We start from the raw sequence: 22,972 nt of genomic DNA on the forward strand, positions 1-22,972 counted from the left end.
TCCCGCGGCCCCGCCGCGGCCGGTCAGGACAACGACTCGGTGACCGTGGGGATCGCCGGGTCGCCGGCCGAGAGCCGCCGGGCTCCCCGGGGCAGCTCGTTGCGGGACCTGGTGTGCTGCTCGGCCGCCGTGCTCACCCCGTGGGCGCCGACCCACCGCGAGTCGATCGCCCCGTCCGTGACCAGCGGCACCTGCAGGGGGCGCAGTCGGCCGCCGTCGGCGGCGCTCTCGGGCGGCTCCCACGCCACGACGTCCTCGTCCGGACCCGTGAACAGCACCTCCTCGACGGCCCGCTCGTCCTCGTCCAGCCGGCGGGCGGCCGCCTTGCGCCCGCCCGCTGTCGACTTGTGCGCCGAGGCCTTCGCCACCGCCTGCAGCCGGCCCGCCGAGTCGGCGCGCGCCACGAGCTTGTAGACCATCCCGCAGGTCGGGGCGCCCGAACCCGTCACCAGCGCGGTGCCGACGCCGTAGGCGTCCACCGGTGCGGCGGCCAGGCCGGCGATGGCGTGCTCGTCCAGGTCGGAGGTCACCACGATCTTGGTGCCGGTGGCCCCGAGCTCGTCGAGCCGGGCCCGGACGTCGATCGCCATCGCCCCGAGGTCGCCGGAGTCCAGCCGGACGGCCCCCAGCCCGGTGCCGGCCGCCTCGATCGCCCGGTCCACGCCGCGTCGCACGTCGTAGGTGTCCACCAGCAGCGTCGTCCCGACCCCGTGCCACGAGACCTGGGAGGAGAACGCCGAGCTCTCGTCGTCGTGCAGGAGCGTGAACGCGTGGGCGGCGGTACCGATCGTCTCGAGCCGGTAGCGGTAGCCGGCCTCGAGGTTCGACGTCCCGACGAACCCGCCGACGACGGCGGCCCGGGCGGCGGCGACCGCGGCGACCTCGTGCGTGCGCCGCGAGCCCATCTCCATCACGGGGCGGTCCACCGCGGCGCTGGTCATCCGGGACGCGGCCGAGGCGATGGCGGAGTCGTGGTTGAGGATCGACAGCACCAGCGTCTCCAGCACCACCGCCTCGGCGAAGGTGCCCTCGACCTGCAGCACGGGCGACCCCGGGAAGAACGTCTCGCCCTCCGCGTAGCCGGTGACGGTGCCGGTGAACCGGAAGTCCTGCAGGAACTCCAGGGTCCGGTCGTCGACCACGCGCTGCCGGGCCAGGAAGTCGAGCTCGGTGTCCCCGAAACGAAAGGCGGGCAGCGCCTCGAGCAGCCGGCCCGTACCGGCCAGCACGCCGTACCGTCGGCCGGCCGGGAGGTGACGGGTGAACACCTCGAAGACGCAGTGGCGGTGGGCGGTCCCGTCGGCGAGCGCCGCCGCGAGCATCGTCAGCTCGTACCGGTCGGTGAGGAGCCCGAGCGAGGGCCGGGGTGCGGTCAGGGGGACGTCCGAGGAGGACGGCGGGACGGTCAGGGGGCTCGTCGCCGGGTCGTCGTCGGCCCCTCGCTCGTCGGTCATGCCCCTACGGTACGGCGCGCGCGCCGCTTCGGGCAGGAGGAACGGTGCGGCGCGTGCGGTCCCGCCCCCGCGCGGCCGTCCCCGTAGGGTGGTGGCATGACGGAAGCGGCGACGCAGGAGGACACCAGCACCGAGGAGGTGTTCGGACTCGCCGACCCCTGGGTCACCATCGTGTGGAACGACCCGGTCAACCTCATGAGCTACGTCTCGTACGTCTTCGAGAGCTACTTCGGGTACCCCGAGGCGAAGGCCCGCACCCTGATGCTGCAGGTGCACCACGAGGGCCGAGCGGTCGTGTCGACCGGCCCGAAGGAGCGCATGGAGGTCGACGTGCAGGCGATGCACGGGTTCGGCCTGTGGGCCACCATGCAGCAGTCGGACGCGCCGGGCGCGGCAGGGGAGGGGGCATGACGCCGTTCCGGTCCACCCCTGCCGGGTACGTCGCCACCTGGGAGCCCGTCGAGCGCGAGGTGCTGGCGCGCGTCGCCCGCGACGTCGCCGACCTGCTCAGCGCGGACTCGGGGCTCCCCGAGGACGCCGCGGAGTCCGCCGAGGTCGCCTTCACGGGGGTCGCCCGCGTCCCGCGCGACCCGGCCGTCCAGCGGCTGCTGCCGGACGCCCACCGGGAGGACGAGGAGGTCGCCGCCGAGTTCCGCCACCTGACCCAGACGGACCTGGCCGCCGGCAAGGTCGCCCGGCTGCGGGGGTTCGCCGAGACCGTCGACCCGTCCGTCGAACCGGTCACCGACCCGGGGGACGGCGACCAGGTGCTCGTCGAGCGCGACGGCGCCCAGGACTTCGCCGCCGCCCTGACGGACGTGCGGCTCGTGCTCGCCGAGCGGCTCGGCCTCGACGACGACGGCGACGTCGAACGGCTGCACGACGAGGTCATGTCGGGGTTGATGTCCGAGGACGAGGACGAGCACGAGGACGACGGGGACCCGGACGAGGTCTCGGGGTTCGACGCCGAGCAGCGCGTCTACTGGGGCGGGGTGTTCGTCGCGGCCGGGTTCGCCCAGGAGTCCCTGATGGACGAGCTCCTCGCCGACCTCAGGGCCCGCCGCGGCACGGACTGAGGGCCGTCGGCGGCCCGGTGCTGTGGTGCGTGCCACGCGTGGCTCCGATCACGAAACCGGTGCTCAGGACGTCGCGACGTTAGGCTGCCAGCCGTGAACGACGCCCCGATCGGGATCTTCGACAGCGGGGTGGGCGGTCTCACCGTCGCCCGCTCGATCCTCGACCAGCTCCCGCACGAACGCCTGCACTACATCGGCGACACGGCGAACGGCCCGTACGGGCCCAAGCCGCTGGCCGCCGTGCGTGCCATGGCGCTCGCCGTGATGGACCGGCTGGTGGACGACGGCGTGAAGATGCTCGTCATCGCCTGCAACTCCGCCTCGGCGGTCGCTTTGCGGGACGCGCGCGAGCGGTACACCGTCCGCCGCGGCATCCCCGTGGTCGAGGTAATCCTGCCGGCGGCGCGCCGGGCCGTCGTCGCCTCCCGCTCCGGTCGGATCGGTGTCATCGGGACCAAGGCGACGGTGGACTCGCTGGCCTACGACGACGCCTTCGCCGTCACCCCCGGGATCGAGGTGACGAGCCAGGCGTGCCCGGAGTTCGTCCGGCTGGTCGAGGAGGGCACGACGTCGGGACCGGAGGTCTTCGACATCGCGACCCGGTACCTCGCCCCGGTGCGGGCGGCCGGCGTGGACACGCTGGTGCTGGGCTGCACGCACTACCCGCTGCTGGCGGGCCCGATCTCGTACGTGATGGGACAGGACGTGACCTTGGTGTCCTCGGCGGAGGAGACGGCCCTGGACGTGTACCGCAAGCTCGTGGCGCACGACCTGGAGCGGTCGCTGGACGCTCCCGCGCCGGAGCACCGCTTCGCCGCGACCGGGAGCCCGGCACCGTTCGCGGACCTGGCCCGCCGGTTCCTCGGACCGGAGGTCGACCTCGTGGAGGCTGCATGAGACTCGTGACCGTCGGTGTCTCCGGCTCGTTGCCGGGGCCGGACTCGCCCGCGTCCTGCTACCTGGTGCAGGCCGACGACGCGGAGCGGACCTGGAACGTGGTGCTCGACCTGGGGTCGGGTGCGCTGGGTCCGCTGCAGCGTCATGTGGACCCGGCCGACCTCGACGCGATCGGCCTGTCCCACCTGCACCCCGACCACTGCTCGGACCTGAGCGGGCTGTACGTGTACCTCAAGTACCACCCGGAGCGCGGCGTCGTCCGCACCGGGGTCCCGCGCGAGCTGCCGGTGCTGGGGCCGTCCGCGACCTGCGAGCGGGCCGCGGCGATGTACGGGCTCGAACCGGGCGAGGACATGGCCACCGAGTACGCCTTCCGCACCTGGGAGCCCGGGTCGCCGGTCCGGGTCGGCCCGATGACGCTGGAGCCTTTTCGCGTCAACCACCCGGTCGAGGCCTACGGCGTGCGGGTGACCGGGCCGTCGTCGGACCGTGCGGGGGAGTCCGCGACCCTGGTGTTCTCCGGGGACACGGACATGTGCCCCGGGTTGGTCGAGGGGGCACGGGGCGCCGACCTGCTGCTGTGCGAGGCGGCGTTCCTCGAAGGACGTGACGACGGCGTGGAGCGCGGCATCCACCTCACGGGCCGGCGCGCCGGGAAGGTCGCCGCCGAGGCGGCTGTCGGCCGGCTGCTGCTGACGCACCTGCCCGCGTGGACCGACCCGGCCGACACGCTCGCCGAGGCCCGCGGCGTGTTCGACGGCCCGACGGAGCTCGCCGTCGCCGGCGGCGTCCACACGCTCTGAGCCGGCGGGTGGGTACGCTCGACGCCGTGCAGAAGCTTCCCGTCTGGCCGGCCGTGATCGCCGACCTCGTGTGCGTGCTGGCCTTCACCCTCGTCGGCACGGCGAGCCACGCCTCGGCGGGGTCGGCCGGTCACGTGGTGGCCGTGGCCGCGCCGTTCGTGATCGGGCTGGCCGTCGGCTGGCTCGCGACCCGCGGGTGGCGGGCGCCCGCGCAGCCGTGGCCGACGGGCGTGGCGATCTGGTTCGCGACGGCGGCTCTCGGCCTGCTGCTGCGCCCGCTGTTCACCGGGGGGTTCGCCTGGTCGTTCAGCCTGGTCACCGCGGTGTTCCTGGCGCTGACCATGATCGGCTGGCGGCTGCTGGCCGCTCTCGCCCAGCGCCGCCGCCAGACGTCCTGACCAATCGGGACGTTGTGGGCATGAAATCGGCAGCTCGACCCCCGGGTCGAGCTGCCGATTTCATGCCCACAACCGTGGCGGGCGGACGGGGTCAGGGGCGCAGCGCGGCGGCGATCGCCGGGGCCAGGGAGCGCAACGCCTTGCCGCGATGGGAGATCGCGTTCTTCTCGGCGGCGCTCAGCTCCGCCGAGGTGCGCCTGCCAGGGGCGCCGTCCGGGCCGGCCGGCTGCTCGACCGGCACGAGGATCGGGTCGTACCCGAACCCGCCCGCGCCGCGCGGGGAGCGCACCAGCACCCCGGGCATCTCGCCCATCGCGACCTCCTCGCGGCCGTCGGGGGTCACCAGGGCGGCCGCGCAGACGAACGCCGCCGCGCGGTGCTCGTCGCGCACGTCGCCGAGCTGACCGAGCAGCAGCTCCAGGTTCGCCGCGTCGTCACCGTGGCGGCCCGCCCAGCGGGCCGAGAAGATCCCCGGGGCGCCGCCGAGCACGTCGACGCTGAGCCCGGAGTCGTCCGCGACGGCGGGCAGCCCCGTCGCGGACGCCAGGGCGCGCGCCTTGATCAGCGCGTTCTCGGCGAAGGTCACGCCGTCCTCGACCGGCTCAGGGGCGTCCAGGTCCCCGGCGGTGACGACCGCGTCGTCGGGCAGGTCGGCCAGCCCGGGCTCGGCGTGCAGGATCGCCAGCAGCTCGACGAGCTTCTTGCGGTTGTGCGTGGCCAGCACCAGCCGGGCCGACGCCGGGGCGCCGGCCACCTCAGGCGCCCTCGGCCAGCGCCGCCTGCTGGGCGGCGGTGAGCTCGGTGGTGCCCGCCACCGCGAGGTCGAGCAGCGCGTCCAGCTCGTCCCGACGGAAGGGGACGCCCTCCGCGGTGCCCTGGACCTCGACGAAGGCGCCGTCACCGGTGGTGACGACGTTCATGTCCGTCTCGGCGCGCACGTCCTCGACGTAGGGCAGGTCCAGCATCGGGGTGCCGTCGATGATGCCGACGCTCACGGCGGCCACGGACCCGGTCAGGACCGTCTTGCCGCCCGGGGTGATGACGCCGTGCCGGGTGCCCCACTCCACGGCGTCGGCGAGCGCCACGTACGCGCCGGTGATCGCGGCGGTGCGGGTGCCGCCGTCGGCCTGCAGCACGTCGCAGTCCAGCACGATCGTGTTCTCGCCCAGCGCCGAGACGTCGACGACGGCGCGCAGCGCGCGGCCGATGAGACGGGAGATCTCGTGCGTGCGGCCGCCGATCTTGCCCTTGACGGACTCGCGCGGGCTGCGCTCGTTGGTCGCGCGCGGCAGCATCGCGTACTCGGCCGTCACCCAACCCTCGCCGGAACCCTTCTTCCAGCGGGGAACGCCCGCGGTCAGCGACGCGGTGCACAGCACGCGGGTCTTGCCGAACTCGATGAGCACCGAGCCCTCGGCGTTCTCGCTCCAGTGGCGGGTGATCGTCACCGGGCGGAGCTGGTCAGGGGTACGGCCGTCTGCACGCGTGGTCATGGCCCTCACCCTAACGGGGCGGGCCGGGCACCCGTCGGGCCCGCGTCACATGCCGAACCGTCGCCGCAGCTCGCGGGCGTGACGCCGCGAGACCTCGACCCGGGACCGCTGCCGGTCGTCCATGACGACCACGAGAGAGCCCTGGAAGTCCGGGACGAGCTCGCGCACGTGGTCGAGGTTGACCAGGTAGGACCGGTGGGCCCGGAAGAAGTGTCCGCGCAGGCGTCGCTCCAGCTCGTTGAGCGACATCGTGACCAGCAGCCGCTCGTCGGCGAGCTTGAGGTAGGAGTACCCGCGGGCCGCGCTGGCGTACACGATCGAGGCACCGTCGACCAGGACGGTGCGGCCGTCACGCTGCACGGGGATGCGCACGAGGGTGTCGGCCTCGCCGCCCGACGGCGGGCGCGGACCGGGCGGCGGGCTCGTCGCGCTGTCGTCGCCCCGGTCGGCGGCCGGCTCCGCGGTGCCTCCGCCGTCGGTGCGCAGGGCGCGCTCCAGGGCACGCTGCAGCCGGTCGGCGTCGAACGGCTTGAGCAGGTAGTCCACGGCCGCGAGGTCGAAGGCGTCCACGGCGTGGTCCGGGTACGCGGTGGTGAAGATGACCTTGGGCGGGCGGGGACGGTCCCGCAGGGCGGCGGCGACGTCGAGCCCGGAGCCGCCGGGCATCCGCACGTCCAGCAGCACGAGGTCGTAGTCGAGGGAGCCCAGCAGCAGCAGGGCCTCCTCGCCGTTGGTGGCCTCACCGACGACCTGGACCTGGCCGACCTCCTCGAGCAGGTAGCGCAGCTCGGCCCGGGCGGGGGCCTCGTCGTCCACGATCAGCGCCTTCGGTCGCACGGGCGTCACCTTAGCGGGATCCGCAGGTCGACGGTCGTGCCCTTGCCCGGCCGCGAGGCGACGTCGAACGAGTACCGGTCCCCGAACAACGCGTCGAGGCGCTGGGAGATGTTCCACATGCCCACCCCGGAGTGGTGCGCGCCCGACGCCGCGGGGTCGGGTCGCCGGCCGGCCAGGAGACGTTCCAGCGTCTCCGGCGGCATGCCGACGCCGTCGTCGCTGACCCGGATCGAGGTCGTGCGGGTCAGCGGGTCCACGCGGGCCCGCAGGTGCACCGTGCCGCCCGAGACGGAGTCGGCGATCCCGTGCTTGACGGCGTTCTCGACCAGCGGCTGGATGACCAGCACCGGCACGCGGGAGGTCAGCACCTGCGGGTCGATGTCGTAGCGCACCCGCAGCCGGTCGCCGAACCGCGCCTGCTCCAGCGACACGTAGGTGCGCACGAAGAAGTACTCCTGGCTGAACTCCGCGAAGTGCCCGTCCTGGCGGACGGCGTAGCGGAAGAAGTCGCTCAGCCGCAGCAGGAGCTGACGGGCCTCGTCCGGGTCCGTGCGGGACTTGGAGGCGATGGTGTTGAGGATGTTGAACAGGAAGTGCGGGTTGATCTGCGCCCGCAGGGCGTCGAGCTGGGCGTCGGAGGCGAGGTGGCGCTCGCGGTCCATCTCGGCCAGCTCCAGGTGCAGCGACAGCATGGAGGCCATGTCGTCCACGAGCACCCGCGGGGCCGGCTCGTCCTGGGTGCGGTAGACCTTCAGGGTGCCGACGATCCGGTCCGCGACCGCCAGCGGGGCGACCACGGCGGTGCGCAGGGGGCAGCCGGGCTCGGGGCAGCCGATGCCTTCGCGGGCGTGCACGACGACGGTGCGGCCCTTGCCGAGCGCGAGCCGGGAGACGCGGGTCTGCATCGCCTGGCCGACCTTGTGGTGGTCGCTGCCCGGGCCGACGAACGCGAGCACCTGCTCGGTGTCGGTGATGGCGATCGAGTCCCCGCCGAGCAGCGGCCGGATGAGCTGGGCGGTGCGCCGTGCCGCGTCCCTGGTCAGCCCGTTCCGCAGCGGGACGGACCGGCCCGCCGCGGCGATCGTCAGACCGTCGCGCAGGCCGCGGGGGTCCTGCGGCCGGGACGCCGGGCGCCAGGCCCGCGTGCGGGTGCCGGACCCGGACCGCGGCCCGCGCAGGGCCGACGGGTAGCCCAGGACGACGACGGTGCTCACCACGAGACCGGCGACCATCGTCGCGAGCACCCCGAGCGGGGGCGTGACCAGCACCTGGGTGACCAGGTACACCAGCCCCCAGGCCGCCACGAGCACCGCCGCCAGCAGCCAGCTACCGCCGCGCACGTCGCACCTCCCGGCGCCGTCGGCGCGACTCGGCGAGGACGAGCCGGGCCAGCGCCTGCGTGTGCCGGTCGGCTGCCGTGCCGTGCATGATCAGCCACGACCGCTCGACGTCGGGCGGCGGCGCGGTGGACCGGGAGACGACGACGGTCACCACGGTGGTCAGCGGTGCGGCCAGCAGGGTCGGGGCGAGCAGCAGGTCGGGCCACGGGGAGCCGTCGGCGCCCGTCCCGGCGGTCAGCATCGCGATCACGACCACGACGCCGGTGGTCATCCCGGCGACGGCACCGGCCGCCGTGGTGCGGCGCCACCAGATCGACAGCAGGAACACGGGGGTCAGCGCGGAGCCGGCGACCGCGAACGCCCAGGTGACCATCGTGGCCACGATCGAGGGGGTCGAGGCGGCGAAGGCCTCCGGCCGCAGCACCAGCCCGATCCCGGCCGCCGTGCCGGCGGTCACCAGGGTGGTGATGCGCCCGGCGCGCACGGCCTGCCGCTGGGTGGCGCGGGGGTTGAGGTGGCGTTCGTAGACGTCGTGGCCCCAGGACGCGGCCGCGGCGAGCAGCAGACCGGCGATGGTCGACAGCACCGCGATGAGGGCACCGGCCGCGACGACGCCGAGCCCCGCGTCGCCGCCGTAGATCCGGCCCAGCACCGGCAGCGCGTGCTCGGGGACCGTCAGCACGCCGTCCACGGTGAGCTCGTCGAGCCACGGGTTGTCGGCCACGGCGCCAGGGACGATCTCGCGGGCCGCGGTGCCCAGCATGACCGCCACGGCGTAGAACACCCCGGCCAGGCACAGCACCCACACGGTGGTGGTGCGGGCGGCGCTGCCGGTGGGGGAGGTGAAGTACCGGTTCATCACGTGCGGCAGCCCGGCGGTGCCCATCGCGAGCGTGACCATGAGCGCGATCTGGCCCAGCACGTCGTAGCGGGCACCCGGTTCGCCGAACACCGCGGGTTCGCCCGGGTGCAGGGCGTTGGGCTCCGTGGCCAGCCCGCCGTCCGGCGCCGGGTTCCCCAGCGGCGCCGTGGAGATCTGCTCCACGGCGTCGCCGTAGTGGAAGCCCTCGCCGATCACGGTCGCGGCGAGCCACAGCAGCGCCCCGAGCAGCAGCAGGAACTGCACCGCCTGCGTCCACGTGGTGCCCCGCATGCCCCCGAACGAGACGAGGGCGGCCACCACCGCCGTGGACACCACGATGCCGGTGGCGTACGGGCTCAGCCCGGCCACGCCCTGACCGACCAGCAGCTCCCAGGTGATGCCGGACCCGACCGTCTGGGGGACCAGGTAGGACAGGATCACGAGCTGGACCACGCCGACCGCGACGAGCCGCACCCGCTCCGAGCCGAGCCGCCGGCCGAGGAAGTCCGGGATGGAGAACTCGCCGAACCGGCGCAGCGGGGCGGCGACGAACAGCAGCACCGGGACGAACCCGGCGGCGAAGCCCACGGCGTACCAGGCGCCGTCCAGGCCCGTGGCGTACACCGCGGCGGCCACGCCCAGGAACGAGGCGGCGGAGAAGTAGTCGCCGCAGATCGCCCACGCGTTCGTCGCCACGCCCACGCGCTGCCCGGCGAGGTAGAAGTCGACGGTCGACGTCCCGCGCGGGCGCATCACCAGCGCGACCACCGACACGAGGGCCAGGACGACGGTGAGCGTCAGACCGCTGGCCAGCGTCACCGGGCGTCCTCCTCGTCCACGGTGTCGTCCGCGGGCTGGGCGGCCTCGCCCAGCATCCGGTGCTCCACGGCCGAGGACAGCCGGGCGGCCGCGATCCCCAGCACGGCGAAGAAGCCGTACAGCCCGAAGGCGGCCACGAGGAAGCCCGGGCTCATGCCGCCGACGAGGCGTGCCTGGGACCACCAGTCGAGGGTCAGCGTCAGCACCGGGAAGGCCGCGACGCCGAGCAGGAACACGACGAAGTAGCCGACGGCGACGCGTCGCAGGGTGCGGAAGGTCGCATCCACCTCGGCGGGCGTGTCCCGCGTGCCGACGTCGTCGTCCATGACCGAGCACTGTACGGAGCGCCGGGCCGGCGGGGAAGAGCCGGACGGGGCGCCCCGCCGGGTCATGACGCGGCGACGGCGGGGGAGCGCAGCACCCGGACACCCGTGGCGAGCAGCACGACGGCACCACCGGCCGCCATGACCAGGCCGATGCCGGGCATGGCCTGGCCCCAGGAGTCCGTGGCCGCGCTGACCTCGCCGAGGCGCACGAGCTGCCAGCCCACCACGAAGGCCACGGAGGTGCCGGCGACGAGGCTGTGGGAGATCGCGACCCAGCGGCGCGGGATCACCGCGCCGGCCACGGCGACGAACCCTGCGCACAGCGTCCACAGCCCGGGGCCGGCGGTGCCGCTCAGGGTGCCGACCGGGGTGATGACCCAGGGCAGGAGGCTGCCGACGATCACGGCGAGCGCCCCGAGCAGCATGCCCAGACTGCCCGGGTGGAAGACCCGGGTCCGTCGGGCCGGCGTGCGTCCGCCGGCGCGCAGCAGGTTGCCCAGGGAGGTGCTCGTCGTCGAGGCCATGGGTCCGACTGTAGGTCCCGGACGGCGGGAGGGAGCCCGGGAGTCGGTGAGCGGCGCGGTTCGTCCCGCGGGCGGTCGGTCGGGCCGCCCGAGCGGTGCGGTCGCGCGGGGGCGACCGGTGGGCGCCGTCTGCCGACCGTTCGCGGGACGGACCCTGCCGCCGGGGTGTGAAGGTCTTGTGACCGCGGTCACCGCTGCGCTTCGCTCGGGTGCGTACGAGGACGGACGTGCCCCGGACGACGACGTCCGGGGGAACGCGACGAAGGGAGCGTCCGATGGTCGACACCGAGCGAGGCAGCTCGCCGGATCCCGGGCCACCGCCCGACAACGGGTGGCGCCAGGAGTACTGGAAGAAGAACCTGCGGCTGATGATCGTGCTGCTCAGCATCTGGTTCCTGGTCTCGTTCGTGTGCGGGATCCTGTTCATCGAGCAGCTCAACACGATCGAGGTCTTCGGCTTCCCCCTGGGGCTGTGGTTCGCCCAGCAGGGCTCGATCTACACGTTCATCGTCCTGATCCTCGTGTACACGCTGCGCATGGACAGGCTCGACGACGAGTACGGCGTGGCCGAGCGCGACGAGGAGGGCCGGCGGCTGTGAGCGACATCCAGATCTGGACCCTCGTCTTCGTGGGTCTGTCCTTCGGGACCTACCTGACCATCGCGTGGCGCAGCCGCGTCCGCGAGACCAAGGGCTTCTACGTCGCGGGCCAGGGCATCCCCGCCGTGGCGAACGGTGCCGCCGTCGCCGCCGACTGGATGTCCGCGGCGTCGTTCATCTCCATGGCGGGCCTCATCGCCTTCCTGGGGTCGGACGGTTCCGTCTACCTCATGGGCTGGACGGGCGGCTACGTGCTGCTGGCGCTGCTGCTCGCCCCGTACCTGCGCAAGTGGGGCAAGTTCACCGTCCCCGAGTTCGTCGGGGACCGGTACTCGGAGTACGTGCGGCTCATCGCGGCGGTGGCCGCGATCATCGTGTCCTTCACCTACGTGGTGGGACAGATGCGCGGCGGCGGCATCGTGTTCAGCCGGTTCCTCAACCTCACGATCGAGGGCGGCGTGGCCGTGGCCGCGGGCGTCATCTTCCTGTACGCGGTGCTGGGCGGGATGAAGGGCATCACCTGGACCCAGGTCGCCCAGTACACGGTGATGATCGTCGCCTACCTCATCCCGGCGTGGACGATCGCGCAGAAGATGACCGGTTTCCCGGTGCCGCAGGTGACGTTCGGGCAGATCCTCGACGAGCTGAACGCGCTGAGCCAGGAGTTCGGCCTCGAGCAGTACACCGAGGCGTTCGCCGTGCGGCCCCAGCTCGACGTGTTCCTGGTGACCCTGTCGCTGATGATCGGCACCGCGGGTCTGCCGCACGTCATCATCCGCTTCTACACCACGAAGTCGGTGCGCGGTGCCCGGTTCAGCGCGCTGTGGGCGTTGGTGTTCATCGGCCTGCTGTACACCACGGCCCCGGCCGTGGGGGCGTTCACCAAGCTGAACCTCATGCAGTCGGTGAACGGGGTGGCGGTGGACGCCCTGCCGGCCTGGGTGAACAACTGGGCCGCCACGGGGCTGGTGACGGTCTCCGACTCCGCGTCGACGATCACGACGTTGAGCAACGACCCCGCCTCGGGAGCGGACCTCGTCGTCAACAACGACATCCTGGTGCTGGCCACCCCGGAGATCGCCGGGCTGCCGGCACCGATCGTCGGGCTGGTCGCGGCCGGTGGCCTGGCCGCCGCGATGTCGACGGCGGCCGGTCTGCTGCTCGTCATCTCCTCCTCGGTGTCGCACGACCTGTACTTCCGGGTCGTGAAGAAGCCGACGTCGGACTCGCGCCGCCTGCTCGTGGGGCGGATCGCGATGGGTGCCGCGGTGCTGGTGGCGATCTACGGCGGCATCAACCCGCCGGCGTACGTGGCCCAGGTGGTCGCCTTCGCCTTCGGGCTGGCGGCGTCGACGTTCTTCCCGATCCTCGTGCTGGGGATCTTCTGGAAGCGCGCCAACGCCGTCGGGGCGGCGTCCGGCATGATCTCCGGCCTGGCGTTCACGGGGGCGTACATGATCTACACCCTCGAGGTCTTCGGGACGTCGTCGCACGAGTTCCTGTTCGGCATCTCGCCGGAGGGCATCGGCGCGCTGGGTGCGCTGGTGAACGTGGTCGTCACGGTCGTCGTCTCGCAGCTGACGACGCCACCGACGGAGCACGTGCAGGAGATGGTCGAGGAGCTGCGGTACCCGGCGCGCCGGGTGACGTCCCCCGTGGCGGAGACCGAGTAGTGGTGCACGGGAGGACGACCCCTCGCGCGGTCGCGCTCACGGGCGCTGCGCGCCCTCCGCTTCCGGTCTGACGACCGCGCGAGGGGACGTCGTCCCCGTGCTCGACGTCCGGGCCCGGACCCCGCGTGGGGTCAGGGCCCGGACGCGTCGGGTCAGAGCGGACCGCTCAGGCAGGATGGGTGCGTGCACGTGGCCTTCTTCCGGAATCTCAACCAGGGTCAGCGTTCGCAGCCCACGACGGCCGACCTGCGGGCGGTCTTCGCCGAGGCCGGCGCCGCCGTGGCCGAGCCGTACCGGTCGAACGGCACGGTGGTCTTCGCGGGCGACGACCCCGACGCCGTGGTGGACGACGTCCTGACCGCGCTGGCCGTGCGCACCTCCTATCACGACCTGGTCCTGGTGCGGCCCCTCGCGTTCCTCGAGCAGGTCGTGGACCGGCACGCCGGACCGGACGCGCACCGCTGCGAGCTGACGCTGTTCCCGGGCACCGTGGTGATCGCCGACGACGTCCTGGCCCACGAGGCGAGACGCCGCCGGTGCGCGGTCGTCGACCGCGGACCGGGCTGGGCGGTCGTGCAGAACGACCGCGACCGGCAGAGCAACGGGACACCGGCCCTGGAGGCGGCCGGGGCCCGGCGCGCCACGTCGCGCGGTGTGCCGACCCTGGCCGGGCTCGTGGAGCGGTTCGGCGGCTGACCCCGGGACGCGGCGTCCAGGTCGGCGTCGCGCGGACGGGCGGATCGTGGCGCCGCCGGAACCTCGGCGCGGGCGGTCACCGGGCCAGGTCCCGCCGGCGGAAGCCGACGAACCCGACGAGGAGGAACCCCACGGTGACCAGGCTGATCCAGGCCAGCCCCGTGAGGTCGACGTCCGCGGCGCTGACGTCCGGGACGTGCCAGAAGGGGCTGATGCCGAGCACCCAGTCGTCGAGGCCGAACGTCGGGCCGAGCAGGGTGAGGAGGAACGAGACGAGGACGCCGACCCAGGCGACGAGGGCGACGGCCGGCCGGGCGCCGACGACGGCGACGGACACCGCGACGACCGTCCAGACGGCGGGCAGGGTGGCCACGGCCTGGCGTAGGACGTCGCCGACGCCGACGCCGATGTCGGCGGTGCCGGCGAGCCATCCGATGACCGCCCCCGCGACCAGGACGTACAGACTCGACGCCCCCAGGGCGAGGAGCACGTGACGTGCGTAGTAGCGGGTCCGTGAGACGGCGGTGGCCAGGATCGGCTCGACGCGGTCGACGGTCTCCTCGCTGCGGACCTTGAGCATGATCTGCACACCGGGGACGGCGGCGATGATGCCGACCAGGCTGAGGATCGTGACGACGAACGCCGAGGTGAGCTCGTCGGGACTCGTGGCGCCGGCGGCGAGGATCTGCTGCACGGCCGGGTCCGCGCCGAAGATGTCCGTGATCGAGGTGGCGAGGTAGCCGAAGACGACGCCGAGCATGAGGGACGCCAGGGCCCAGGTGACGAGGGGGCCGCGGTTGAGCCGCACGGCCAGGCGCCAGGCCGTGGTGTCCTTCCCGCGGGCCGGGCCGGGGCCGGGGGTGATCGTGCCCTGGCCGAAGTCGCGACGGGCCTGGAGGGTGAACGCGACGGCGAGCAGCACCAGGGTCAGGGCGACGGCGAGCGCCAGCGGCCACCAGGTGTTCCCGCTGGCGGGACGCGTCTCGGTCATCCACGACAGGGGATTGACCCAGGAGGTCCACCCCGGGGCGTCGACGGAGTAGGCGAAACCGCGCAGCACGAACAGCACCCCGAGGGTGCCCACGGCCATCGAGCTGGCGGTGCGGGCGTCGGCACCGAGCTGGGCGGTCACCGCGGCGACGCCGGTGAACATCCAGCCGGTCGCGGTGAAGGTGGCACCGAGCAGCAGCGTGGCCTCCCACCCGCCGCCGCACAGCACGGTGACCAGAGCGGCGACCACGCCCAGCACGAGGGAGCCGATCAACGCCATCGCGGCGCCCGTCAGCAGCCGGCTGCCGCGCCCCAGCACGCCGGACGCGAGCAGCTCGGCCTGGCCGGAGTCCTCCTGGGCCCGGGTGGCCCGGATCACCGCGAAGATCGCACCGAGGGCGGACAGGAAGCCGCCGAGGGCCAGGGCGCGCCAGGCGTTGAAACCGTCCGCGGTGGACAGGTCGTAGGCCGGGCCGAAGATCAGGCCGAGAGCGGGGTTGGACCCCACCGCGGCCGCCAGACCCTCACGGCTCTGCTGGGTGGGGAACACCCAGGGGTAGACCAGCACCGACGAGGCGGACAAGAGGGTGGCGATCGCGATCCACGGGGCGAGCAGCCGCCCGTCGTGCCGCAGCGACGTGCGCAGCAGCGGAGCGGTGCCGGTCAGGTGGCCGCCCCGGGGCTGTGCGTGCGCCGGGTGGTGGGCCGTGGCCGTCGTGCTCACGGTGCGGTCCCGGTCTCGCCGCTGGTCGTCGTCCCGGTCGGGGCGGACGCCTGCTCGTCCTCGTACAGGCGCAGGAACAGGCTCTCGAGCGACGGCGGCTCGACGGTGAGCGAGACCAGACCGTAGTCGGTGAGCAAGGTCATCGCCTCGCCGATCCGGGTGGACTCCACCGTCGCCGTGAGCCGGTCGCCGTCCAGGTGGACGTCGTGCAGCGAGCACAGCTCGTCGATCGCGGGAGCCCGTTCGAGCACCGCGCGCACGGTCGTGCGCACGTCACCGCGCAGCTCCTTGAGGGTGCCGGTCTGCACGATCCGTCCCTCGCGGATGATGCTGAGCCGGTCGGCCAGCGTCTCGACCTCGGCCATGATGTGGCTGGACAGCAGCACGGTCGCCCCGCGCTGCCCGGCCTCGCCGATGACCTCCTGGAACACGGCCTCCATCAACGGGTCCAGGCCGCTGGTGGGTTCGTCGAGGATCAGCAGCTCGACGTCCGAGGCCAGGGCCGCGACGATCGCGACCTTCTGCCGGTTGCCCTTCGAGTACTGCCGGCCCCGCTTGGTCGGGTCCAGCTCGAACCGCTCGACCAGGTCGGCGCGCCGCGTCTCGTCCAGGCCGCCCCGCATCGAGCCGAGCAGGTCGATCGCCTCACCGCCGGTCATGCCCGGCCACAGCGACACGTCGCCGGGCACGTAGGCGAGGCGGCGGTGCAGCGCGACGACGTCCGACCACGGGTCCTGCCCCAGCATCCGGACGGTGCCGCCGTCCGCCTTCAGCAGGCCCAGCAGCACCCGGATCGTCGTGGACTTCCCGGCCCCGTTCGGGCCCAGGAAACCGTGCACCTGGCCCCGCTCCACCTGCAGGTCCAGTCCCCGCAGCGCCGGGAACCTGCCGTAGGACTTGGTCAGCCCGACGACCTCGATCACCGGGTCCGATCCGCTCATGTGCTGGGTCCTCTCGGGTGCCTGCCGCCGGACACGGCGGCCTGACCACAGCACACTCCATCACCGGGACACTCGCATCGCCGACCTGCGAGCGGTCGCCGGCCCGCCCAGCGGTCGGGTGCCCACGTCGACGTGCCTAGGCTGGTCCGGTGCAGCTCGTCGCGTCCGACCTCTCCTACGCCTACCCGGAGCACCCCGTGCTCCGGGGCGTGGACCTGCGCGTCTCCGACGGCGTGCGCCTGGGCGTCGTGGGGGAGAACGGGTCCGGCAAGTCCACGCTGCTGCACCTGCTCGCCGGCACCCTGCCGCTCCAGGGCGGACGACTCCAGCGGCACGGGTCGGTGGCGCTGGTGACCCAGGAGCTCACGGAGGCGGCGGGCCGCACCGTCGGCGACCTCGTCGCCGGCACCCTCGCCGACCTGCGGGCGCTCGCCACCGACCTGCAGCGGGCCGCCGAGGCCTTCGACCACGACCGTGGCGACCTGCGCGCGCTGGGGGAGCTGCTGGGCCGGGTCGAGCACCTCGCGGCGTGGGACGCCGACCGCCGCGTCGACGAGGCGCTGACCCGGCTGGGTGCCGTCCGCGACCACGCCCGCCGGCTCGACACGCTGTCGGTCGGGCAGCGCTACCGCGTACGGCTGGCGTGCCGGCTCGCCGAACGGGCCGACCTGCTGCTGCTGGACGAGCCCACCAACCACCTCGACGACTCCGGCGTCGACTACCTGACCGAGCAGCTGCGGACGTGGCGCGGCGGCGTCGTCCTGGTCACGCACGACCGGCAGCTGCTGGACGACGTCGTGACCGCCGTCTACGACCTCGACCCCTCGATGGACGGCCGGCCCGTGCTGTACGGGCAGCCCGGCTACCACGCCTACCGGTTCGGCAAGGCGCAGATGCTCGCCCGCTGGCAGCAGCGCTACCGGGCGGAGCAGGAACGCGCCGCCACGCTGTGGTTCCGCCGGGACAGGTCCTACGAGGGACTCTCCGACGAGTGGCGCCCGCCCAAGGGTTCCCAGAAGCACCGCCGCGGGACGCGAGCCCGCATCCACGTCAAGGCGGCCGACCGCCTCGTGGAGAAGCTGGAGGCCGAGGCGCTCGACGTCCCGCCCCCGCCGCTGGAGCTGGCCTTCCCGGACCTGCCGGCGATGTCGCCGGGCTGGGACCCCGGCGACCCGCTGGTCGAGCTGCGATCGCCCCGGGTCGTGGCCCCGGACGGCGGCCTGATGCTCGACCTGCCCGGGACGCGGCTGGCGATCCCGCCGTCGGGCCGGCTCCTCGTCGTGGGGCCCAACGGCACGGGCAAGTCCACCGTGCTGTCGGCGCTGACCGGGACGGGCACGCTGGCCCGCGGTACCCGCACGCTGCGGCCGGGGGTGCGTCTCGGCACCGTCGCGCAGGAGGGGCGGGTGCCCGACGGCGCGCGGAGCGGCTTCGACACCTACGCGGCCGAGGCGCTGACGCTCCTGGACCGCGGCGAGCTCGACCCGGACCACGTGGTGCCCGTCGCGGCGCTGGGGCTGCTCACGGAGGACGAGCTGGACCGGCCGGTGACCGAGCTCAGCGTGGGACAGCAGCGCCGTCTGGACCTGGCGCTGGCGCTGCTGCACGCCCCGCACCTGCTCGTGCTCGACGAGCCCACGAACCACCTGTCCGTCGACCTGGTCGACGCCCTGACGCCGGCGCTGCAGCGCACCCCGGCGGCCGTCGTCGTGGCCACCCACGACCGGCGGATGCGCGCGGACCTGGCCGGCTGGCCGGTCCTCGACCTCGGCTGACGGCGGGCCGCCCGCTCCCGGGCCGGGTCAGTCGAGACGTCCGACGTGCGCCATCGCCTGGCGCACCAGGGTGCCCTGGCCGTTGACCATCTCGGCCTGCACGGTGTCGCTGCACGCCTCCTCGGGCGTGAGCCAGGCGAGGTCCAGGGCGTTCTGCTGGGGTCGGCAGTCCCCGGTGACGGGCACGACGTAGGCCAGCGAGATGGCGTGCTGGCGGGGGTCGTGGAACGGGGTGATCCCGGGGGTGGGGAAGTACTCGGCGACCGTGAACGGCTGCGGCGAGGCCGGCACGCGCGGCAGCGCGACGGGCCCGAGGTCCTTCTCGATGTGTCGCAGCAGGGCGTCGCGCACCCGCTCGTGGTACAGCACCCGTCCGGTGACCAGAGCGCGGGTCATGTTGCCCAGCGGGCTGGCGCGCAGCAGCAGCCCGACGGCCACGACGTCTCCCGAGTCGTCGACGCGTACCGGGACGGCGTCGACGTACACCAGGGGCAGCTGCGCGCGCACGGCGGCGAGGTCCTCGGGCGTCAGCCAGCCGGTGGGGGCGGACTCGGGCCCGTTGTCGTCGTCCGGCGGGAACTCGGCGGTGTCGGTCACCCCTCGTTTCTACCAGTCGCGCGGTGGCTGGGGCCTGCGCAGGTGTGATCTGCTGGTCGGAGGCCGGACGCGACGGGCCGGGAATACCCAGTGGGGTTTTATTGCTCGCACCCGTAGCAGCACATCCCAACGAGAGGACTTCGCATGGCCACCGTCGAGCTCACCGACTCCACCTTCGAGCAGGCGATCAAGGACAACGACATCGTGCTGGTCGACTTCTGGGCCTCCTGGTGCGGCCCGTGCCGCCAGTTCGCGCCCGTCTACGAGGCGTCGAGCGAGGAGCACCCGGACGTCGTGCACGGCAAGCTCGACACCGAGGCTCAGCAGCAGATCGCCGCTGCCGCCGGCATCAGCGCCATCCCGACCCTGATGGCGTTCCGCGAGGGCATCATGGTCTTCAACCAGGCCGGTGCGCTTCCCGCGCCCGCCCTCAAGCAGGTCGTCGACGCGGTCAAGGACCTGGACATGGACGACGTCCGCGCCCAGATCGCCGCCGCGGAGAACGGTCAGCAGCAGAACTGAGACCACCGCACGACGAACGGCCGCCCCGGGACAGGTCCCGGGGCGGCCGTTCGTCGTCTCAGCGCAGTGGCGTCAGGGAGTCGAGCCGCCCCCGCTGAACGACCGGGCGCCGGTGGCCACGACCTGGCCCGCCGGCACGTCGACGACGGTGCCGTCGGAGAAGGTCACCGTCTGGTCCGTCGCCGTGACGTTCGACGCCACGTAGGTGCGGCCGCCCGTCCCGTCGAAGGCCGCCGCCATCGGGTCGTCGGCGTGCACGTCGGTCGCCACCGTGCCGAGCGCGGCCAGGTTCGCGATCCAGTGGTAGGTGTGCGCCGGCGTCTCGCCCTCCTCGGGGGTGAACGTCGTCGACTGCAGCAGGGACAGGGCGCGGTCCCCGTCGCCGAGGGCCAGGTACTGCCACAGGATGTCCTGCCAGACGGTCGGCGGGCCGCCGTTGACCTGCTCCAGGTGGTCGTACGAGGCGCGCACCGTCTCGGGCGAGGTGCCCAGGTAGAGGTGGGACCCGGTGATCGGCAGGGTGTTGATGCCCTGGATCATCTCGGCCTCGCCGCTGAACCACGTGGCGTAGGCGCCGCCGTCGCCCCAGACCATCCCGACCACGGGGTGCCCGAACGCGTCGGGGTACGTGGTGCCCTCAGTGTCGAACCAGTACCGCTCGATCGCCGCGGCCTGCGTGGCGTAGAGGTAGGCGCCGGCGTCGCGGACCGCGGTGTCACTCGTGGCCTCGCCCCACTGGACCAGGGCACCGGCGAAGTTCATGCCCTCGGAGCTCGACTCCTGGTTGTTCCCGGCGTTGAAGCCGGCGTGCCCGGAGGCCCAGTCGTGACCCGCGTAGATGTCGAAGTCGCGCAGGTACGGGAACCGCGTCTCGGTGCGGTCGTAGTTGTTCGCGTCCCGGATGAGCAGGTCCACCATGCCGCCGTAGTCGGCCGCCCACTGGGGGTCGAACCGGGCGAGGGTCGCCGCGGCCGCGATGTAGTAGCCGTAGTGGAAGTGGTGGTCGTTCAGCTCGGTGTCCGAGCCGTACGAGCCGGGGTAGCCGATGAGCGTGCCCCACTCGGCGTCGTAGCCGAACACCTGCTCGGTCTTGCCGGGCGTCGCGGTGAACCACTCGGTGAGCACCGAGCGCACCGAGGCCAGGGCCTCGTCACGCTGCTGCGTGCGGCCGAGCTGGTCGGCGATCTCGATCACACGGGTCGCCCGGCCGAGCGCCTTGCCCGTCCAGTAGGTGTCGGTCCGCTGGAGGTCCAGCGGGTCGGAGATCTGGTCCAGCAGCGCTTCGAGCTCCGCCTGCTCGGCCCCGGTGCCCGTCGCGACGGCGGGGACCTCCGTCAGGACGCCGCCGAACGGCGTGGCCGTGGTGAACGAGTCGACGCCGGTGAGCACGGTCATGTCACCGCGCGCCGAGGTGTAGGTGCCGGTCGCGGGCGTCGCACCCTGCAGGTACGCGCTCTGGTGCGGGTACAGCGCGGCGACCGTGCCGGCGTCGGTGGCACCCGGCCACGGGGTCGTCTCGAACGTGTAGGTGGTGGTGACCTGGCCGGCGGCCTCGTCGTAGCTGTAGTCCATGCGGGTCGACGTGACCGGGGCGCGCCCCGCCGCGGTGTAGTCGTCCACGAGCGCGTCGCGCTGCGCCGTGCTGACGTCCGGCATCACGGCGACGGCGTACCGCTGCGTCGGCGCGGTGACCGAGCGGCCGCGCACGCCCCAGCTCACGCCCTCGGGTGCGACCGCGAGGTAGTCGCTGCCGCCGGAGGTGAACCCGATGCGGCCGGGCTCGTCGAGCCAGACGGACGCCGGGCCCTGCGTGGTCAGCTGTGCGTCGCCGCCGGTCGCCTCGAACCAGGAGATCGGCAGCCCGTGGCCGATGGTGGCGCGCAGCGTCTGCTGCCCGTCGTCCCACACGGGGGTCACGGTCCAGTCGGTCCAGTCGGCCACCTTGACGTCCTGGGCCGAGAGCCCGCTGACGCCCGCGAGCACGTCCTGGGAGTAGGCGTAGTGGTACTCGTTGGTGCTCAGGGTCGGCTCGGTGGTGTAGCCGATGCCGAGGCCCGTGTTCGTGGGCTTGAACGACGCCGGGTGGGCGTGCAGCGGGGTGCTGAAGCGGCAGTCGGAGAACTTGTACGCCAGCGACGACCACCAGTCGTTGGTGGGCAGCGGCGTGCTGGGCGCGTCCGGCGTGACGAAGGCGCGGGCGTCAGCGGTCACGGCGGCGCAGCCCTCGGGCGTCGGCCCGACGGGGTCGGTCGTGTAGCTGCCCGACCCCACGTCCACGACGTCGGCCGAGGCCGGGGGAGCGGTGGCGGACACGATGCCGGCCAGCAGGAGCGCGGGCACCGCGATCCGTGCAGTGCGCCGACGCCGGGCGGAGTTCCAGAACGTCATCGTTCACCTCATCGGTCGGTCGCTCGGCCTCGACGACCGTCGGCAGCCTCGCCGGCGTCGTCACCGGCTCCGAACGATCGCGTGGGAGCGATCCCACGACCCTAGTGACACGGTGGTGACACGTGCAACCAATGTCTCAGTCCCTGGGAGCGTGCAGGTCAGCAGGGTGCGGTGACCCGTCGGGGCGCCACCCGGCTCGAGAGCGGGTCGTCAGGGTCGCCACTCGTCGCGGTAGTCGGGGTGGTCGGAGAAGTCCGCCGCGCTCTCGCGCATCAGCCCCTCGGCCCAGGAGGCCTGCGCGGGACCGAACAGGCCCTGCTCGTACTGGTCGGCGTGGGCGTGGAGCTCGCGCAGCTCCGCCTCGCGCTCGGGGGTGAGCGGGACGTGACCGTGCTCCCCGCGGTGCTTGCCCTCGTGCTCCAGCAGCTCGGAGATCCGGGCCTTGAGGAATGCGCTCAGCGTGGACATGACGTCGCTCCCTTCACCGCCGCGACGGCTCGCGCCGCGTGCGCGCCGTCATCCTCGACGGTACGCCGCGACGGCCCGCGCGGCGCGGGATGGTGCGCGAGGCGGGAGTCGAACCCGCACGTCCGAGGACACCAGGACCTAAACCTGGCGCGTCTGCCTGTTCCGCCACTCGCGCGTGGCCACCCCGATCCTACGGGGCGGCGTGCCCGGGTCAGGCGGCGTCGATCCCCAGCTTCGTGCGCAGCCGTGCCACGTGCCCGGTCGCCTTGACGTTGTACTGGGCGAGCTCGACGGTCCCGTCGGTGCCGACCACCACCGTCGAGCGGATGACGCCGACGTAGGTGCGGCCGTAGTTCTTCTTCTCGCCCCAGGCGCCGTAGGCCTCCAGGACCTCGTGGTCCGGGTCCGAGGCCAGCGGGAACGTCAGGCCGTCGCGCTCGGCGAAGGTGGCGAGCCTGGCCGGCTCGTCGGGGGAGATGCCGACGACGGCGTACCCGGCCCCCTGCAGCGCCCCCAGGGAGTCGCGGAAGTCGCAGGCCTCCTTCGTGCACCCCGGCGTCATCGCCGCGGGGTAGAAGTACACGACGACACCCTGCTCGGCGCTCTCGCGCAGCGTGGCCAGCGACACGGTGCTGCCGTCGGCGGTGGGGAGGGTGAAGTCGGGGGCGGTGTCGCCGGTGGCGAGACGGGTCACGGGTGCTCCTGGTGCTGCGGGGACGGGACCGTCGCTCAGCCTATCCGCAGGTCGCGCGACGACGTCGGGCGATGCG

Annotated in this window: 24 protein-coding genes and 1 tRNA gene; 10 read left to right on the top strand and 15 right to left on the bottom strand. The window is 73.3% G+C overall.

What is annotated here, in order from left to right:
- Window positions 1-23: 23 nt before the first annotated feature.
- Window positions 24-1,454 carry a nicotinate phosphoribosyltransferase gene (locus Q6349_RS07485; protein WP_304603533.1) on the bottom strand — a complete coding sequence of 477 codons (1,431 nt, stop codon included), beginning with the start codon at window positions 1,452-1,454 and terminating at the stop codon, window positions 24-26.
- Between the two features lie 96 nt (window positions 1,455-1,550).
- Between Q6349_RS07485 and clpS the strand changes: the two genes are divergently transcribed.
- The 5 genes from clpS to Q6349_RS07510 all read left to right on the top strand — a co-directional run bounded on the left by clpS (window position 1,551) and on the right by Q6349_RS07510 (window position 4,628).
- Window positions 1,551-1,865 carry an ATP-dependent Clp protease adapter ClpS gene (gene clpS / locus Q6349_RS07490; RefSeq protein ID WP_171247516.1) on the top strand — a complete coding sequence of 105 codons (315 nt, stop codon included), beginning with the start codon at window positions 1,551-1,553 and terminating at the stop codon, window positions 1,863-1,865.
- On the top strand, window positions 1,862-2,530 hold the full coding sequence (locus Q6349_RS07495; RefSeq protein WP_304603534.1) for a DUF2017 family protein: 669 nt from the start codon (window positions 1,862-1,864) through the stop codon (window positions 2,528-2,530). Before clpS ends, Q6349_RS07495 begins: the two co-directional genes overlap by 4 nt.
- Window positions 2,531-2,623: 93 nt before the next feature.
- A complete protein-coding gene (murI, locus tag Q6349_RS07500) occupies window positions 2,624-3,427 on the top strand; it encodes a glutamate racemase (protein WP_304603535.1) in 804 nt (267 codons plus the stop codon).
- Window positions 3,424-4,230, top strand: coding sequence for an MBL fold metallo-hydrolase (locus Q6349_RS07505; RefSeq protein ID WP_171247519.1), 807 nt, complete (start codon window positions 3,424-3,426; stop codon window positions 4,228-4,230). Before murI ends, Q6349_RS07505 begins: the two co-directional genes overlap by 4 nt.
- Window positions 4,231-4,256: 26 nt before the next feature.
- Window positions 4,257-4,628, top strand: coding sequence for a DUF3054 domain-containing protein (locus Q6349_RS07510; RefSeq protein ID WP_304603536.1), 372 nt, complete (start codon window positions 4,257-4,259; stop codon window positions 4,626-4,628).
- Between the two features lie 91 nt (window positions 4,629-4,719).
- Here Q6349_RS07510 and rdgB read toward each other — a convergent pair whose 3' ends face one another.
- The 7 genes from rdgB to Q6349_RS07545 form a co-directional block, all read right to left on the bottom strand.
- Window positions 4,720-5,382, bottom strand: coding sequence for an RdgB/HAM1 family non-canonical purine NTP pyrophosphatase (gene rdgB, locus Q6349_RS07515; RefSeq protein WP_304603537.1), 663 nt, complete (start codon window positions 5,380-5,382; stop codon window positions 4,720-4,722).
- Window position 5,383: 1 nt separating this feature from the next.
- Window positions 5,384-6,121, bottom strand: a complete 738-nt coding sequence (gene rph / locus Q6349_RS07520) for a ribonuclease PH (protein WP_304603538.1) — start codon at window positions 6,119-6,121, stop codon at window positions 5,384-5,386.
- A 45-nt stretch (window positions 6,122-6,166) separates the two neighbouring features.
- Entirely contained in the window at window positions 6,167-6,958 is a 792-nt protein-coding gene (locus Q6349_RS07525) for a LytTR family DNA-binding domain-containing protein (RefSeq protein ID WP_304603539.1), read from the bottom strand.
- Between the two features lie 5 nt (window positions 6,959-6,963).
- Window positions 6,964-8,298 (bottom strand): histidine kinase, encoded by a 1,335-nt coding sequence (locus Q6349_RS07530; protein WP_304603540.1) that lies wholly within the window; start codon window positions 8,296-8,298, stop codon window positions 6,964-6,966.
- On the bottom strand, window positions 8,285-9,979 hold the full coding sequence (locus tag Q6349_RS07535; protein ID WP_304603541.1) for a cation acetate symporter: 1,695 nt from the start codon (window positions 9,977-9,979) through the stop codon (window positions 8,285-8,287). Before Q6349_RS07535 ends, Q6349_RS07530 begins: the two co-directional genes overlap by 14 nt.
- On the bottom strand, window positions 9,976-10,305 hold the full coding sequence (locus Q6349_RS07540) for a hypothetical protein (RefSeq protein ID WP_171247525.1): 330 nt from the start codon (window positions 10,303-10,305) through the stop codon (window positions 9,976-9,978). The genes Q6349_RS07535 and Q6349_RS07540 overlap by 4 nt, the downstream gene beginning before the upstream one ends.
- A 62-nt stretch (window positions 10,306-10,367) precedes the next feature.
- The gene (locus tag Q6349_RS07545; RefSeq protein WP_246246648.1) at window positions 10,368-10,829 is read right to left on the bottom strand and encodes a hypothetical protein; all 462 of its coding nucleotides are present in this window, start codon (window positions 10,827-10,829) and stop codon (window positions 10,368-10,370) included.
- Window positions 10,830-11,104: 275 nt separating this feature from the next.
- On the opposite strand from Q6349_RS07545, the gene Q6349_RS07550 reads away from it, so the two are divergent.
- The 3 genes from Q6349_RS07550 (at window position 11,105) to Q6349_RS07560 (ending at window position 13,797) form a co-directional block, all read left to right on the top strand.
- Complete coding sequence (locus Q6349_RS07550; RefSeq protein WP_171247526.1) at window positions 11,105-11,428, top strand: DUF4212 domain-containing protein; 324 nt, start codon at window positions 11,105-11,107, stop codon at window positions 11,426-11,428.
- Window positions 11,425-13,101 (top strand): sodium:solute symporter family protein, encoded by a 1,677-nt coding sequence (locus Q6349_RS07555; protein ID WP_304603542.1) that lies wholly within the window; start codon window positions 11,425-11,427, stop codon window positions 13,099-13,101. The genes Q6349_RS07550 and Q6349_RS07555 overlap by 4 nt, the downstream gene beginning before the upstream one ends.
- A 183-nt stretch (window positions 13,102-13,284) precedes the next feature.
- Window positions 13,285-13,797, top strand: coding sequence for a DUF1697 domain-containing protein (locus tag Q6349_RS07560; protein ID WP_304603543.1), 513 nt, complete (start codon window positions 13,285-13,287; stop codon window positions 13,795-13,797).
- Between the two features lie 76 nt (window positions 13,798-13,873).
- Here the strand turns inward: Q6349_RS07560 and Q6349_RS07565 are convergent, their stop codons facing one another.
- Both Q6349_RS07565 and Q6349_RS07570 read right to left on the bottom strand, forming a co-directional pair.
- A complete protein-coding gene (locus Q6349_RS07565; RefSeq protein ID WP_304603544.1) occupies window positions 13,874-15,511 on the bottom strand; it encodes an ABC transporter permease in 1,638 nt (545 codons plus the stop codon).
- Window positions 15,508-16,452, bottom strand: a complete 945-nt coding sequence (locus Q6349_RS07570) for an ABC transporter ATP-binding protein (protein ID WP_304603545.1) — start codon at window positions 16,450-16,452, stop codon at window positions 15,508-15,510. The genes Q6349_RS07565 and Q6349_RS07570 overlap by 4 nt, the downstream gene beginning before the upstream one ends.
- Window positions 16,453-16,601: 149 nt before the next feature.
- On the opposite strand from Q6349_RS07570, the gene Q6349_RS07575 reads away from it, so the two are divergent.
- Window positions 16,602-18,227, top strand: a complete 1,626-nt coding sequence (locus Q6349_RS07575) for an ABC-F family ATP-binding cassette domain-containing protein (RefSeq protein WP_304603546.1) — start codon at window positions 16,602-16,604, stop codon at window positions 18,225-18,227.
- A 27-nt stretch (window positions 18,228-18,254) separates the two neighbouring features.
- Here Q6349_RS07575 and Q6349_RS07580 read toward each other — a convergent pair whose 3' ends face one another.
- Complete coding sequence (locus Q6349_RS07580; protein WP_171247531.1) at window positions 18,255-18,824, bottom strand: NUDIX hydrolase family protein; 570 nt, start codon at window positions 18,822-18,824, stop codon at window positions 18,255-18,257.
- Between the two features lie 144 nt (window positions 18,825-18,968).
- On the opposite strand from Q6349_RS07580, the gene trxA reads away from it, so the two are divergent.
- Window positions 18,969-19,346 (top strand): thioredoxin, encoded by a 378-nt coding sequence (gene trxA / locus Q6349_RS07585; RefSeq protein WP_171247532.1) that lies wholly within the window; start codon window positions 18,969-18,971, stop codon window positions 19,344-19,346.
- A gap of 72 nt (window positions 19,347-19,418) precedes the next feature.
- Here trxA and Q6349_RS07590 read toward each other — a convergent pair whose 3' ends face one another.
- The 4 genes from Q6349_RS07590 to bcp form a co-directional block, all read right to left on the bottom strand.
- Entirely contained in the window at window positions 19,419-21,734 is a 2,316-nt protein-coding gene (locus Q6349_RS07590; RefSeq protein WP_304603547.1) for a glycosyl hydrolase, read from the bottom strand.
- Window positions 21,735-21,944: 210 nt separating this feature from the next.
- Window positions 21,945-22,202, bottom strand: coding sequence for a hypothetical protein (locus Q6349_RS07595; RefSeq protein ID WP_171247534.1), 258 nt, complete (start codon window positions 22,200-22,202; stop codon window positions 21,945-21,947).
- Window positions 22,203-22,292: 90 nt separating this feature from the next.
- Window positions 22,293-22,377: transfer RNA gene (locus Q6349_RS07600), tRNA-Leu, on the bottom strand.
- Between the two features lie 36 nt (window positions 22,378-22,413).
- Complete coding sequence (gene bcp, locus Q6349_RS07605; RefSeq protein ID WP_304603548.1) at window positions 22,414-22,896, bottom strand: thioredoxin-dependent thiol peroxidase; 483 nt, start codon at window positions 22,894-22,896, stop codon at window positions 22,414-22,416.
- Between the last annotated feature and the right edge of the window lie 76 nt (window positions 22,897-22,972).

Origin of the sequence: Isoptericola sp. 178 (assembly GCF_030586525.1) — a bacterium.
In the GTDB taxonomy this organism is placed as follows: Bacteria; Actinomycetota; Actinomycetes; order Actinomycetales; family Cellulomonadaceae; genus Isoptericola; species Isoptericola sediminis.

Bases quoted from the DNA above. Each gene is read 5' to 3' on its own strand.
- rph (WP_304603538.1), bottom strand. From the start codon at position 6,121: ATGACCACGCGTGCAGACGGCCGTACCCCTGACCAGCTCCGCCCGGTG.
- trxA (WP_171247532.1), top strand. From the start codon at position 18,969: ATGGCCACCGTCGAGCTCACCGACTCCACCTTCGAGCAGGCGATCAAG.
- Q6349_RS07485 (WP_304603533.1), bottom strand. From the start codon at position 1,454: ATGACCGACGAGCGAGGGGCCGACGACGACCCGGCGACGAGCCCCCTG.
- Q6349_RS07540 (WP_171247525.1), bottom strand. From the start codon at position 10,305: ATGGACGACGACGTCGGCACGCGGGACACGCCCGCCGAGGTGGATGCG.
- Q6349_RS07545 (WP_246246648.1), bottom strand. From the start codon at position 10,829: ATGGCCTCGACGACGAGCACCTCCCTGGGCAACCTGCTGCGCGCCGGC.
- Q6349_RS07590 (WP_304603547.1), bottom strand. From the start codon at position 21,734: ATGACGTTCTGGAACTCCGCCCGGCGTCGGCGCACTGCACGGATCGCG.
- Q6349_RS07505 (WP_171247519.1), top strand. From the start codon at position 3,424: ATGAGACTCGTGACCGTCGGTGTCTCCGGCTCGTTGCCGGGGCCGGAC.
- Q6349_RS07550 (WP_171247526.1), top strand. From the start codon at position 11,105: ATGGTCGACACCGAGCGAGGCAGCTCGCCGGATCCCGGGCCACCGCCC.
- Q6349_RS07595 (WP_171247534.1), bottom strand. From the start codon at position 22,202: ATGTCCACGCTGAGCGCATTCCTCAAGGCCCGGATCTCCGAGCTGCTG.
- clpS (WP_171247516.1), top strand. From the start codon at position 1,551: ATGACGGAAGCGGCGACGCAGGAGGACACCAGCACCGAGGAGGTGTTC.
- Q6349_RS07495 (WP_304603534.1), top strand. From the start codon at position 1,862: ATGACGCCGTTCCGGTCCACCCCTGCCGGGTACGTCGCCACCTGGGAG.
- Q6349_RS07570 (WP_304603545.1), bottom strand. From the start codon at position 16,452: ATGAGCGGATCGGACCCGGTGATCGAGGTCGTCGGGCTGACCAAGTCC.